At 68.3% G+C, this 13379-nt stretch carries 13 protein-coding genes; 3 read left to right on the top strand and 10 right to left on the bottom strand.

Annotation, left to right across the window (positions count from 1 at the left end; genetic code table 11):
- Nucleotides 1-21: 21 nt before the first annotated feature.
- The 6 genes from rlmB to ACFXJL_RS11845 form a co-directional block, all read right to left on the bottom strand.
- Nucleotides 22-972 carry a 23S rRNA (guanosine(2251)-2'-O)-methyltransferase RlmB gene (gene rlmB, locus ACFXJL_RS11870; protein ID WP_329020675.1) on the bottom strand — a complete coding sequence of 317 codons (951 nt, stop codon included), beginning with the start codon at nt 970-972 and terminating at the stop codon, nt 22-24.
- Between the two features lie 94 nt (nt 973-1066).
- Nucleotides 1067-2467 (bottom strand): cysteine--tRNA ligase, encoded by a 1401-nt coding sequence (gene cysS, locus ACFXJL_RS11865; protein WP_358879507.1) that lies wholly within the window; start codon nt 2465-2467, stop codon nt 1067-1069.
- Nucleotides 2468-2568: 101 nt separating this feature from the next.
- A complete protein-coding gene (locus ACFXJL_RS11860) occupies nt 2569-2973 on the bottom strand; it encodes a PPOX class F420-dependent oxidoreductase (RefSeq protein ID WP_358879508.1) in 405 nt (134 codons plus the stop codon).
- A 230-nt stretch (nt 2974-3203) separates the two neighbouring features.
- Complete coding sequence (gene ispF / locus ACFXJL_RS11855) at nt 3204-3707, bottom strand: 2-C-methyl-D-erythritol 2,4-cyclodiphosphate synthase (protein ID WP_384691524.1); 504 nt, start codon at nt 3705-3707, stop codon at nt 3204-3206.
- Entirely contained in the window at nt 3694-4443 is a 750-nt protein-coding gene (gene ispD / locus ACFXJL_RS11850; RefSeq protein ID WP_358879510.1) for a 2-C-methyl-D-erythritol 4-phosphate cytidylyltransferase, read from the bottom strand. The genes ispF and ispD overlap by 14 nt, the downstream gene beginning before the upstream one ends.
- Nucleotides 4444-4745: 302 nt before the next feature.
- Complete coding sequence (locus ACFXJL_RS11845; protein ID WP_003953493.1) at nt 4746-5228, bottom strand: CarD family transcriptional regulator; 483 nt, start codon at nt 5226-5228, stop codon at nt 4746-4748.
- A gap of 753 nt (nt 5229-5981) precedes the next feature.
- Here ACFXJL_RS11845 and ACFXJL_RS11840 point away from each other — a divergent pair.
- Complete coding sequence (locus ACFXJL_RS11840; protein WP_384691521.1) at nt 5982-6839, top strand: DUF461 domain-containing protein; 858 nt, start codon at nt 5982-5984, stop codon at nt 6837-6839.
- Between the two features lie 183 nt (nt 6840-7022).
- Here ACFXJL_RS11840 and ACFXJL_RS11835 read toward each other — a convergent pair whose 3' ends face one another.
- Both ACFXJL_RS11835 and ACFXJL_RS11830 read right to left on the bottom strand, forming a co-directional pair.
- Entirely contained in the window at nt 7023-7703 is a 681-nt protein-coding gene (locus tag ACFXJL_RS11835) for a response regulator transcription factor (RefSeq protein WP_065961092.1), read from the bottom strand.
- Nucleotides 7700-9043 carry an ATP-binding protein gene (locus ACFXJL_RS11830; protein WP_358879512.1) on the bottom strand — a complete coding sequence of 448 codons (1344 nt, stop codon included), beginning with the start codon at nt 9041-9043 and terminating at the stop codon, nt 7700-7702. The genes ACFXJL_RS11835 and ACFXJL_RS11830 overlap by 4 nt, the downstream gene beginning before the upstream one ends.
- A 200-nt stretch (nt 9044-9243) precedes the next feature.
- On the opposite strand from ACFXJL_RS11830, the gene phoU reads away from it, so the two are divergent.
- On the top strand, nt 9244-9921 hold the full coding sequence (gene phoU, locus ACFXJL_RS11825) for a phosphate signaling complex protein PhoU (protein ID WP_329020689.1): 678 nt from the start codon (nt 9244-9246) through the stop codon (nt 9919-9921).
- 720 nt (nt 9922-10641) lie between these two features.
- On the opposite strand, the gene ACFXJL_RS11820 is transcribed toward phoU, so the two are convergent.
- On the bottom strand, nt 10642-11403 hold the full coding sequence (locus tag ACFXJL_RS11820; protein WP_384691516.1) for a phosphoglyceromutase: 762 nt from the start codon (nt 11401-11403) through the stop codon (nt 10642-10644).
- A gap of 140 nt (nt 11404-11543) precedes the next feature.
- Here ACFXJL_RS11820 and ACFXJL_RS11815 point away from each other — a divergent pair, with 140 nt between their 5' ends.
- On the top strand, nt 11544-12863 hold the full coding sequence (locus ACFXJL_RS11815; RefSeq protein ID WP_384691513.1) for an MDR family MFS transporter: 1320 nt from the start codon (nt 11544-11546) through the stop codon (nt 12861-12863).
- 86 nt (nt 12864-12949) lie between these two features.
- On the opposite strand, the gene ACFXJL_RS11810 is transcribed toward ACFXJL_RS11815, so the two are convergent.
- Nucleotides 12950-13144 carry a hypothetical protein gene (locus ACFXJL_RS11810; protein WP_384691510.1) on the bottom strand — a complete coding sequence of 65 codons (195 nt, stop codon included), beginning with the start codon at nt 13142-13144 and terminating at the stop codon, nt 12950-12952.
- Nucleotides 13145-13379: the final 235 nt, after the last annotated feature.

The following is a 13379-nucleotide window of genomic DNA, read 5'->3' as shown; positions in this document are numbered from 1 at the left end:
CGTCAACCCGCCACGCTGGGGTCAGGCGCGCCGCTTCGCCGCCTCGTACAGCACGACGCCCGCGGCGACACCGGCGTTGAGCGACTCCGCGCCACCCGGCATCGGAATGCGGACGAGGAAGTCACACGTCTCGCCGACGAGCCTGGACAGGCCCTTGCCCTCGCTGCCGACGACGATGACCAGCGGTCCGCCGAGGGCTGCGAGGTCACCGACCTCGTGCTCGCCGTCGGCGGCGAGACCGACCACGGTCAGGCCCGCCTTCTGGTACCCCTCCAGGGCACGGGTCAGATTGGTGGCACGGGCCACCGGCGTACGGGCGGCGGTGCCGGCGGACGTCTTCCAGGCGCCCGCGGTCATACCGGCCGCGCGGCGCTCGGGCACCACGACGCCGTGCCCGCCGAAGGCGGAGACCGAACGCACCACGGCGCCCAGGTTGCGCGGGTCGGTCACGCCGTCGAGCGCGACGATCAGCGGGTCCTCGCCCTCGTCGAAGGCGGCGGCAGCCAGGTCCTCCGGGTGCGCGTACTCGTACGGCGGGACCTGGAGCACCATGCCCTGGTGGTTGAGGCCACCGGTCATCCGGTCCAGCTCCGGGCGGGGGGCCTCCATCAGATGGATGTTGCCCCGCCGGGCCGCCAGCTGGAGGGCCTCGCGGACGCGCTCGTCGTTGTCGATGAACTGCTGCACGTAGAGCGTGCTCGCGGGCACCCCGTCGCGCAGCGCCTCGAAGACGGGGTTGCGGCCGACGACCATCTCGGAGCTGCCCTTGCCGCCGCGGCGGGCGACGGGGCGGCGCGCGGTCTGCTTCGCCTTCGCGTTGGCGACGCGGTTCTTCACGTGCCCCTTGCGGGCGGAGGCGGGTGGGGTCGGGCCCTTGCCCTCAAGCGAGCGGCGCCGATTGCCACCGCTGCCGACCTGCGCGCCCTTCTTGTTGGACGTGCGGCGGTTCCTGCGCTGGCTGTTCCCGGCCATGGCTACTACCTGTTTCCTGAAAGCTCGAAGGCGTACGTACGTATGTATGAAAGTGTGCCGCCCGGAGAGCCGGGCGGCACATCGCGGATGGTCGTCAGCGCGGTCCGAGCGTCCAGCGCGGTCCGTCCGGGCTGTCCGCGATGACCAGACCGGACTGCTGGAGCTGGTCGCGGATGGCGTCGGCAGTGGCCCAGTCCTTGCGGCTGCGGGCGGCCTCGCGCTGCTGGAGCACCAGCCGTACGAGGGTGTCGACCGCGCCGTGGAGGTCCTCGCCGCTCTCGGTCTCACCCGCCCAGTGCGGGTCGAGCGGGTCGAGACCCAGTACCCCGAGCATGGCACGAACCTCGGCCAGACGGGCTACCGCGCTCTCCTTGTCGTCCGCGGCGAGTGCCGAGTTCCCCTGTCGGACGGTGGTGTGGATGACGGCGAGGGCCTGCGGGACCCCGAGGTCGTCGTCCATCGCCTCGGCGAAGGCCAGGGGGACCTCGGTGGCGGGCTCGACGGTGTCGCCGGCCTTCTCGCAGACGCGCTGCATGAAGCCGACGATCCGAGCGAAGGCCGATTCCGCCTCGCGCAGGGCCTCCTCGCTGTACTCGATCATCGACCGGTAGTGCGGGGTCCCCAGGTAGTAGCGCAGGACGATGGGCTTCCAGTGCTTGACCATCTCGGAGACGAGCACCGAGTTGCCGAGCGACTTGGACATCTTCTCGCCGCTCATGGTGACCCAGGCGTTGTGCACCCAGTACTGGGCGAAGTCGTCGCCGAACGCCTTGGCCTGCGCGATCTCGTTCTCGTGGTGCGGGAAGACCAGGTCGATCCCGCCGCCGTGGATGTCGAAGCTGGTGCCCAGGTACTTGTGCACCATGGCCGAGCACTCCAGGTGCCAGCCGGGCCGACCGCGTCCCCAGGGCGTCTCCCAGTTGGGTTCGCCGGGCTTGACGGCCTTCCACATGGCGAAGTCGCGCGGATCGCGCTTGCCGGTCTCACCCTCGCCGGAGGGCTGGCGCAGATCGTCGATGTCCTGGTTGGAGAGCTGGAGGTAACCGGGGAAGGAGCGCACGTCGAAGTAGACGTTGCCATCGGCCTCGTAGGCGTGCCCGCGCTCGATGAGGCCGCGCATCATCTCGACCATCTCGGTGATGTGGCCGGTGGCGCGGGGCTCGTAGGTGGGCGGGAGGCAGCCGAGTGCGGTGTAGCCGTCGTTGAAGGCCCGCTCGTTCTCGTAGCCGATCGACCACCAGGGGCGGTTCTGTTCCGCGGACTTCTGGATGATCTTGTCATCGATGTCAGTCACGTTCCGGATGAACGTCACGTCGTAACCGCGGTACTCGAACCAGCGGCGCATGATGTCGAAGTTCAGCCCCGAGCGGATGTGACCGATGTGAGGGGCGGCCTGCACCGTGGCGCCACAGAGGTAGATCGAGACACAGCCCGGCTTGAGCGGGTTGAAGTCACGGATCTGCCGGGCGCTGGTGTCGTACAGGCGAATAGTCACGCAACAAGGGTAGTGGGCGCACGGCAGTGCCCCGCGACCCAGTGGGGGACGCGGGGCGAAACTTTGCTCGCGTGGCCTGTGTGACCTCTGTCTTGTGGGGTTCAGATACGCCCGACGACCTTCCGCGGGGTGATTCGGACAACCACCCGGGGAGCGTCCTGGGCGGAGGTCGGATTGAACTCCGCGTACTTCTTGCCGGTGTACTTCACGGAGAGCTCATCGATGAGCTCCTGTCCGCCCTCGGTGGCGAGCGAGGCGGTTCCGCGGATCTCGGCGTAGGTGTACGGGGCGTCGAAGGGCTGCACCAGGACCGTCACCCGGGGATCGCGACGCAGGTTCTGCTCCTTGCGGCGACCGACGGTCGTCGAGATGAGGACGTCGTCGCCGTCCCGCTTCACCCACACCGGCGACACCTGAGGGCTGCCGTCGGGCTGGATCGTCGCGATGTTCACGAAGACGGGGGAGTCGAGGAGCGTCCTCAAGTCGTCCGAGAGTTCGGCGGTCATGTACGCGGCCTTTCGGGTGGGTGAAATCTGATGAACGGGCTGACAACGGGCTGGGGAACGGAGCTGGTGGGACGCAGTGAACCCGCCACCCGTTCGACCCCGGCGGATACCTGAAACCCGCCGGAGCCGGTTCGGGATCGGAGTCCATCGGGCCCGATGGAGACGAGTCCTGGTACGAGTACCCGCCGCAAGCCGCCCGTCACACCCTCCCAACGTTTCAGCCTGACGAACTACTCACCCGTACGGAACACCAGTGCCGTGGCGATGGCGGCGATGCCCTCGGCACGACCGGTCAGGCCGAGGCCGTCCGTCGTCGTGCCGGAAACGGAGACCGGGGCCCCGACCGCAGCGCCCAAAGCCTTCTGCGCCTCGGCGCGACGCTTACCGATCTTCGGACGCACCCCGATCACCTGAATGGCGACATTTCCGATCTCCATGCCCTCCGCACGGACCAGCCGGGCGGCCTCGGCGAGCAGGGTGGCCCCTGAGGCGCCGGACCACTCGGGGCGGTCGGTGCCGAAGTGGGCTCCGAGATCGCCGATCCCGGCGGCCGAGAAGAGCGCGTCACACGCGGCGTGCGCCGCGACATCGGCGTCGGAGTGACCGGCGAGACCCGTCTCGCCCTCCCAGAACAAGCCGGCACACCACAGCTCACGGCCGGCCTCGAAGGCGTGGACGTCGGTGCCGATGCCGACCAGGGGGAGGTGAGAAAGGGGGAGGTCAGAAGCCGTCATTGGCCCTCCTGCGGGCGAGCACTGCTTCGGCGAGGACGAGATCGAGGGGGCGCGTCACCTTGAACGCCTCCTCGTGGCCGGGAACCACGACCACGGGGGCACCCAGCCGCTCCACCATGCCGGCGCAGTCAGTCGCACCGTCACCACCGGCGACGGCCATGGTGGCGTGGGCATTGACGAGTGTGGCGCGGTCGAATCCCTGCGGTGTCTGTACGGCCCGCAGTCGGGCCCGTTCGGGAGTGGCGACCACGGGCTCGGGGCCTCCCGAGGGTGCCGGCTCGACCTCCTTGACGGTGTCCGCGAGCGGTAGGGCCGGCACGACGGCCACAGCGCCGTCCCGTACCGCTTCAATGACGGAATCGACCGTGTCGACGGGTACGAGGGGGCGGGCCGCGTCATGGACCAGGACGATGTCGATCCCCTCGGGGATGGCCTCCAGACCGAGGCGCACCGACTCCTGACGGGTGTCGCCACCGGGGACGACGGCGATGTCGGTGCGGTCGGGCAGCGCGAGGTCCGCAAGGAGGGCCTTCACCCCCTGGGCCTCGTCAGCAGGAGCGACGACCACGACGAGGGTGACCGCACGCGAGGCCGCCATGGCGCGTACGGCGTGGACGAGCATCGGTGTGCCGTTGAGCGTACGGAGCGCCTTGGGGGCACCGGGGCCGAGCCTCACCCCCCGTCCGGCAGCCGGAATCACCGCTGCGGTGCGGGGCGGGTGCGATACGTCTGACATCGGTTGCACTCCGGCAGGTTTGTTTCCTCGGCCGACATGGGTATGGCCTCAAGCGTGCCGGGCGCGACGCCTTGACGGACCCTTCCGTGACTACTGGTCTGCGCCAGCCGCCCGGGCCCGGCACACCACAGGGATCAGTGGTGCGGCCCCTGCGGTTGGCACCGGAAGCAGTACCGGCACGACCAGTACGCACGACCAATACGGGCGGGACCACGAAACATGCCGCAGCGCCCGGCGACAGGACCGTGATCAATGGTGATCATGTCATGTCATCGGGCACCGCGGCATTGGTGCGTCACGCGTCAGGACGCGAGGACCTCGTCGAGCAGAGCCTCGGCCTTGTCTTCGTTGGTGTTCTCCGCGAGGGCAAGCTCGCTCACCAGGATCTGGCGAGCCTTGGCGAGCATGCGCTTCTCACCTGCGGAAAGTCCACGCTCACGCTCACGACGCCACAGGTCACGCACTACTTCAGCGACCTTGATGACATCACCGGAGGCAAGCTTCTCCAGATTTGCCTTGTACCGACGGGACCAGTTAGTCGGCTCTTCGGCATACGGTGCGCGGAGCACCTCGAAGACCCGGTCGAGCCCGTCCTGACCGACCACATCGCGTACGCCGACGAACTCCGCATTGTCCGCTGGCACGCGAACAGTCAGGTCACCCTGAGCGACCTTGAGCACCAAGTAGGTCTTGTCCACGCCTTTGATCTGGCGAGTTTCGATGGCCTCGATCAGCGCGGCCCCGTGATGGGGATAGACCACGGTGTCGCCAACCTTGAACGTCATGTGACAGGTACCCCTTCCGTGGCTATCCAGGGTAACACGGATACAGCTTCTTCTGAATGGCGTTTTCGCAGGTCAGGGCATATCTCGGGGCTTGACAACAGCAACAGGAACGTGCTGCGAACGGCTTCCGGAAGACGGTATTCGCAGGTCGGAGCGGCTGCACGGGCCGAGTGAAACACGTACGTTACCCCCCGTACCGACCCCTTAGACATGGCTGAACGTCCCGATATGCCGGGTTCTACACGGTGAACTTCCCGTACTCCGTTCGGCCGTCGTTCACCCGTTCGGCCTGATGGGCGCGGGAATCCGCAATTGATCATCTGAGGTGTGTCGAGGCGCGTCGAAGCTTTCACCTGCACGGTATTCGGAAGGAATGCGGAGCGGCCCGGGGAATTGATCACCGGTGATATGCGAACGCCAAGGGGAACACCAAGGGAATCCCGCTTGCGGGGTCGCGGTCGGAAGTTAGCTGGAAGATCGGCTGTTGTGGGTCCGGTTCGTCGCCAGATCGGTTGTGCAGTTCGTCGTGCCGTTCGCTACCAGGTGGTGCCACAACGCGTAGGGGCGGGTCGGGTGCAGGACGGAAGCGACGGCTCTGTAATCTGTCGGCGAACTGAAGTGGTCTCGGCCGGTATCGCGAACTGTCGCGGTCCCGGCCGGTATTACGCCGGTTCAACCGGCCCGCCCACCGTCGTTCGGCAGGCGGCAGCCCGACCAGTCCGCAGTCCGTACGTCCAAGGAGATGCCGCCGTCGTGAGCCTCCACCACACTCCGTCGGGAGGCCGCACCCGCAGCCTTCGACGCGGTGCCCTCGCCGTGACCGCTGCCGTGCTGTCGACCGCCGCTCTCACCGCCTGCGGCGCGGGCAACAACGCCCAGTCCCTCGGCGTCAAGCCGGACACGGCAGCAGTGACGGTCGACACCATCAGCGTTCAGAACGCCAACGTCATCGTGCAGCCGAAGGCTGACTCGGAGGGCCCGGCCGCCGTCTCCGCGACGGTCTTCAACAACGGCCGGAAGGCCCAGACGATCGACTCGATCACCCTGCCGGGCGCCGGTCGGGTGCAGTTGAAGCCCGCGAAGGGGTCCGGTCCCATCACGGTGCCCGCCGAGGGTTCGGTGATCATCGGCGGCAAGGGCAATGCCTCCGCGTTCATCGAGAACGGCCGCGATCTGACGAAGAACATCGGCGGTGTGCAGGAGACGGTCTTCCGCTTCAGCGACACCGGTGATGTGAAGCTGAAGGCGTTCGTGATGGCGTCGAAGGGTGACTTCAAGGACTTCGGGCCCACCGCGCCGCCGAAGCCCGCTCCCCCGAAGCCCAAGCCGTCGGAGCCGGCGGGCGAGCCGGGCAGCGATCCCTCAGGAACCCCCGAGAACGCTGAGAACGCAGAAAATGCTGCGAACGCCGACGACGGTGCCAACGCTGAGAACGCCACGAACCCCGGCAATGGGGAGAACTCGACCGAGCAGGGCACGGAAGGCCAGCCGGGCGCCGAGGGCGAGCAGAGCGACCAGGCGAATGAGCAGGCTCAGAGCGAGCAGGGCCAGGACGGCGAGCAGGGCCAGGGCGACCACGAGGGCGAATCCTCCGACTCCGCCCACAGCTGACGCCTGAACGTCTGGCTAGCTGGCTGGCTGAACATCTGGCCGTCTGGACGCCGAAGCGTCGGTGCCGGAAGGCCCGGGTTCTGGATCGGACGGCCTCCACAGCACGAAGAGAACGCCCCACCGGTTTCGGTGGGGCGTTCTCTTCGTCAGCGGGCACCATCGGCCCCGAGGGGCCGGGACCGGCTAGGGCTCGAACTTGTAGCCGAGGCCGCGGACCGTGACCAGGTAGCGCGGGGCACCCGGGTCCGGTTCGATCTTGGCGCGCAGCCGCTTCACATGGACGTCCAGGGTCTTGGTGTCGCCCACGTAGTCGGCTCCCCACACCCGGTCGATGAGTTGCATGCGGGTGAGGACCCGGCCCGCGTTGCGGAGCAGCATCTCCAGGAGGTCGAACTCCTTGAGCGGCAGGTCGACCTTGCCGCCTCCGACGGTGACGACGTGGCGGTCCACGTCCATCCGGACCGGGCCGGCCTCCAGCGCGGCGGGGGTGACCTCCTCCGGCTCGCCCCGGCGGCGCAGCACCGCGCGGATGCGCGCCACCAGTTCCCGGGACGAGAAGGGCTTGGTGACGTAGTCGTCCGCCCCTATCTCCAACCCGACAACCTTGTCGATCTCGCTGTCCTTCGCGGTCACCATGATGACCGGGACATTGGACCGACCGCGCAGTTGGCGGCAGACCTCGGTGCCGGGTAGGCCGGGGAGCATCAGATCGAGGAGGACGAGATCGGCGCCGTTGCGCTCGAATTCGTCGAGTCCTTCGGGGCCCGTGGTCGCCACGGCGACTTCGAAGCCTTCCTTGCGGAGCATGTAGGACAGGGCGTCGCTGAAGGATTCCTCATCCTCGACGACGAGCACTCGGGTCACGGAAGGACCTCCGGGGCAGGGGTGTCGGTGTTCGGATCGGTGTCGTGGGGCCGGTTGTCGTCCTCAGCGGGGCGATCCGTGCCGGTGGCGGGGCGGCCGTCGGGCGTGGTGACGCCTTCGGGTGCGTCCGTACGGGTGGCGGGGGCCTGGCTGCTGGCCGGGCCCTGGCCGTTGGCTGAGCGGCCCCTGGCGGCGCCCGCTTCGGGCAGTCGCAGGGTGAAGGTGGAGCCCTGTCCCTCGGTACTCCAGACGCTGACCTCCCCGCCGTGCGAGGCGGCCACGTGCTTGACGATCGCCAGTCCGAGCCCGGTGCCCCCAGTGGCGCGGGAGCGGGCCGGATCGACGCGGTAGAAGCGTTCGAAGATCCGCTCGCGGTCCTTCTCGGGGATGCCGATGCCCTGGTCGGTGACGGCGATCTCGATCAGGTCGGTGCCCATGTCGGAGATCCGGCGTGCGGAGATGCCGACGCGGGTGCGGGCGGGTGAGTAGTTGACGGCGTTCTCGACGAGATTGCCCAGTGCCGCGGCGAGCTGGCCGCGATTGCCCCAGATTCGCAGGTCTTCGGCGCCAGCGGCAGCCATAGTGATCTGTTTGGTGGAGGCGGGGTGGCGGGAGCGGTCGATGGCCTCGGCGACCAGCTCCTCCACCCGTACGGGTTCGGCGTCGTCCAACGGGTCGTCGTTCTGGACGCGGGAGAGGTCGATGAGTTCTTGTACGAGGTTGGTGAGCCGGGTCGCCTCGATCTGCATCCGCCCGGCGAACCGGGTCACCGCCTCGGGGTCGTCGGATGCGTCCATGACGGCTTCGGAGAGCAGCGAGAGCGCGCCGACGGGGGTTTTGAGCTCATGGCTGACGTTGGCGACGAAGTCCCTGCGCACCGCATCTATCCTGCGTGCCTCGGTGAGGTCCTCGACCAGCAGGAGGACCAGGCGGGAGCCGAGCGGAGCAACCCGGGCGGAGACGGCGAGGGCCTCGCCCCGACCGGTGCCGCGCCGCGGGAGATCCAGCTCCACCTGGCGTATCTCACCGTCTCGACGTGTGTCCCTGGCCATCTGAAGCATGGCGTCAACAGTGAGTTTTCCGCCACGAACCAGTCCGAGGGCGTATGCGGCGGAGCTGGCCTTGACGACGGAGTCGCCCTCGTCGAGAACGACGGCGGAGGAGCGCAGCACGGACAGGACCGTGTCGACGCCGGGTGGCAGCACGGCGTCCGTGTGCAACGAGCTACGGGTGGGTCTGCGCTGTTCCCGCTCGCTCCAGCGGAACGCCAGCATCGCGATCACACCGGTCAGGAGACCGGCGATCGCCGCTGCTGCGGCGACTGCCGCGTTCACGTCCATGCATCCAGGTTATGCGTGGTCACGGACATGCTCACAGCCAATCGGGTGGCAGCGGGAACACTCGTCGCCCAGAGTTCACCAAGGGGATGGGACCGGTTCATTTGGCCGGGAGGATCTGGACGGGTTATCCATGCACCGTGGGAGCGTGGAGGTCCGAGTACCCCACCCGGACCTCTGTTCATCAGCAGAAAGGGAACCCGATGCGGGACGCGTACCACGAGGAACTGGATTCCATCGGCGAGGGTCTTGTCGAAATGGCCCGACTGGTGGGGTCGGCGATTGGACGCGCCACCACGGCCATGCTCGACGCCGATCTGAAACTGGCCGAAACCGTGATCGCCGCGGATCAGAAGGTCGATGACCTCCAGCACGATCTGGAGGCTCGGGCGATTGCCCTACTGGCCCGGCAGCAGCCGGTCGCCACGGATCTTCGGATCGTGGTCACTTCGCTGCGGATGAGCGCTGATCTGGAGCGTTCCGGGGATCTGGCACAGCACGTGGCGAAGCTCGCCCGGCTGCGCTTCCCCGATTCGGCGGTGCCCCAGGACCTCCAGGCGACCATCCTGGAGATGGGCCAGCTCGCCCAGCGGCTGATGGCCAAGGCCGCCGAGGTGATCATCACCAAGGACGTCGATCTGGCACTCCAGCTGGAGACGGACGACGACGAGATGGATCTTCTGCACCGCACCCTCTTCCAGCATCTGATGGACGACCGCTGGAAGCACGGGATCGAGACGGCGGTGGATGTAACGCTTCTCGGGCGTTACTACGAGCGCTTCGCCGACCATGCGGTGTCGGTGGCCAAGCGGGTCGTCTATCTGGTCACGGGCGAGCACGCCGACGAGATTCAGCCACTCACCCCGGTGGACGGGACCTGAGGGCTGCGGCCTCCCGTCCTTCCCGTCCTGCTCCCGCACCGGCTCTCGGGGAATCACAGCCCGGGAGCCGGGGTGGGGCGGACCATCGCAGGGGCTCGGACGGCGGTTCGACGCGTCCCGGGCACCCTGCGGCTCTCCTGGCCCGTCGGGCACTCACCGACCTCTCCGCCCGCCACCCCAGGCGGATACCAGCCGTCCGCCGGCCCTTCGCGGTTTGCGCCGGATCGCGGTACGACGTCGGGCCACGGGCCCATGCCTCAACGCGCTGTTGATGCGCCTGCCCCGGCGGGCATGGAATGGCGAGAGGCGACCCATCTCGTACGTCTTGTACGGCTCGTACGCCCATCAGGAGGAACTCATGACCGATTCCCCTAAATCAGCGATAGCGGCTCCGCAGGAAGTAGCGGCGGAGGTGGTGCGGTTCGCGCTGCTTCGCGCATGCGGTTGCGGCGCAGGATGCAGCTGCGGCTGCCAGTCGGGCGGCTCCTGCCAGTGCGGCGGCGGTTGCGGCTGACCGACCGCTGACCCACACGGCGACACGGACATGCCCCGCCCGGTGTCATCGGGCGGGGCATGTCCTTCGAAGCGCGGAGGGGGTCCTTCGGCATCCGGTCGGATCCGGTGGCCCGCTACCGGACGGTCCGCCCGGCGCGTCACAAAGCCCCCTGTCCGCGGGAACTGCGGACAAGGGGCTCGAACGGCAATGCCGCGTGCTGCTGCCTACTTCTTCTTGCCCTGGTTCCTGACCGCCTCGATCGCCGCCGCAGCCGCGTCCGGGTCGAGGTAGGTGCCGCCCGGCTTGAGGGGCTTGAAGTCGGCGTCCAGCTCATAGGCCAGCGGGATGCCCGTCGGGATGTTCAGCCCGGCGATGTCCTCGTCGGAGACGCCGTCGAGGTGCTTGACCAGCGCGCGCAGCGAGTTCCCGTGCGCGGCGACCAGGACGGTCCGTCCGGTCAGCAGGTCCGGGACGATGCCGTCGTACCAGTACGGGAGCATCCGGACGACGACGTCCTTGAGGCACTCGGTGCGCGGGCGCAGCTCAGGCGGGATGGTGGCGTAGCGCGGGTCGCCACTCTGCGAGAACTCCGTGCCGTCCTCAAGGGCGGGCGGCGGAGTGTCGTAGGAACGGCGCCAGAGCATGAACTGCTCCTCGCCGAACTCGGCGAGGGTCTGCGCCTTGTCCTTGCCCTGGAGCGCGCCGTAGTGGCGTTCGTTGAGGCGCCAGGAGCGGTGCACGGGAATCCAGTGCCGGTCGGCGGATTCCAGGGCGAGCTGGGCGGTGCGGATGGCACGCCTCTGGAGCGAGGTGTGCAGTACGTCGGGGAGCAGACCGGCGTCCTTCAGCAGCTCACCGCCGCGGACCGCCTCCTTCTCGCCCTTCTCGGTGAGATTGACGTCCACCCAGCCGGTGAACAGGTTCTTCGCGTTCCACTCGCTCTCGCCGTGGCGGAGGAGGATCAGCTTGTACGGTGCGTCGGCCATGCCTCCGAGCCTAGTGGACGCCCTTCGCCGCCTCGCCTGCGGCCGGCGTCAAGTCACTGGCGGCCGGATGACCAGCTATGTAATGTGCGCAATACCGAAAGAGCTATTACATGGCCTGATCGAGGCTGCTGGGGGGACCTATGCCCATCGCCCGTGCGCGGCGCGCGCTCAAGGAGAGCGTGTCCGGGCTGCCCCGTGAGTTCTGGTGGCTGTGGACCAGCACCCTGGTCAATCGCCTCGGGGCGTTCGTCGCGACCTTCATGACCCTCTACCTCACCCTGGATCGCGGCTACTCGGCCTCCTATGCGGGGCTGGTCGCCTCGCTCTACGGACTTGGCGGAGTGATCTCGTCCATCGGTGCCGGGGTCATGACCGATCGGCTGGGACGTCGGCCCACCCTGCTGATCGCCCAGAGTTCGTCGGCCGTGTCGGTGGCCGTGCTGGGGTTCGTACAGCACCCGGTGGCCATCGCCGTCGTCGCGACGGTCGTCGGTGCGGCGACCAACGCCTCGCGGCCCGCGGTACAGGCGATGATGGCCGACATCGTGCCGCCGAAGGACCGGGTGCGGGCGTTCTCGCTGAACTACTGGGCGATCAACCTCGGCTTCGCCATATCCGCCGCAGCGGCGGGATTCATCGCCGAGTACAGCTATCTGGCGGGCTTCATCGGGGAGGCCGTGATGACGCTGGCCTGCGCGATCTTCATCTATGTGAAGCTGCCGGAGTCACGGCCCGAGCGGGGCGGACCAGGCACGGCCGACAGCTCGACGCAGGCGGAGCAGGAACGGGTCAGTCTGGGCACGGTGCTGCGCGACGGCCGGTTCATGGGCATGGTCGGGCTGTCGTTCCTGATCTCGCTGATCTTCATGGAGGGCTTCGTCGGGCTGCCCCTGGCGATGGGCGCCGCCGGTTTCTCGGCCGCGGACTTCGGCCTGGTGATGGCCCTCAACGGCGGGCTGATCGTGGCCCTCCAGATCCCCCTCACCCGCTACATCGAGCACCGCGATCCACGTCGACTGCTGATCGTCTCGTCGCTGCTGGCGGGGTACGGATTCGGGCTGACGGCGTTCGCCGGGTCGATCGCCATGTACGCACTGACCGTCTGCATCTGGACCCTGGCGGAAATGGTGAACGCACCGACCCAGACGGGGTTGGTGGTCAGGCTCTCGCCGGTTCATGGGCGGGGCCGCTACCAGGGGATGTACACCCTGTCCTGGGCCGCAGCCTCGCTGGTCGCGCCGGTGCTCGCCGGCACGATCATGGACGGGTTGGGTGCCGCGTGGCTGTGGGGCACATGCGCGGCGTTGGGGACGGTGGCCGGGGTGGGCTACTGGGGTCTGATGCGCAATCTCCCGCCGGCCCTCACGGGTTCCGAGGTCGCGGATGCGGGACCCGTCACCGCGCCGAAGGAGGACGGCGCGGCGAGGTCGCCCATCGCCGCCGACTCCTCGTCCGACTGAACGCCTCCCGGGCGGGCGATCCACCGCGTGTCACGGCTCGGCCACCGTCGCTGTGTCGCCCCGCCCACCCGGCGAGATCCGGAGAGCTAGGGCCGGCGGGGCGGTACCGGCGCATGGTGATCACCGAGCACGCCGTATTCCGGCACACCCGCGAACGATCCGGCGCGAGGGGCAGCGGCACTCGACTGCGGGTCGGAGTTCGCGGTGGTTAACGCACCGGCGCCTGACACGAGGAGTGCGGCGAGGAGCGGGGGCAGGAGGAGGCGTCTGGTCTGGGGCACGTGGCCCTCCTTTTCCATGGTCGGGGGTGCCGTGCGGCACGGGAGTCTGCGCTGAGGTGCGGTGACACCGTTCCGGTCCGATCGTCGTACTTGATGACCGGCAACTTAACGAAGCCGAACGACGACATACAGGGTGCGAGGCACCGCACCTGCACACGGCACTCGGATGAGGAAGCGTCCCATCGGCGGCAAGGGGGCGGTTGGCCTGTGCGGCTCCCACAGCGCGCTTCCTAAC

Origin of the sequence: Streptomyces sp. NPDC059256, from assembly GCF_042753785.1 — a bacterium.
Lineage (GTDB): Bacteria > Actinomycetota > Actinomycetes > Streptomycetales > Streptomycetaceae > Streptomyces.
The sequence above is the reverse complement of the archived record's forward strand: the minus strand, read 5'-3'. Positions and strand labels throughout refer to the sequence as shown.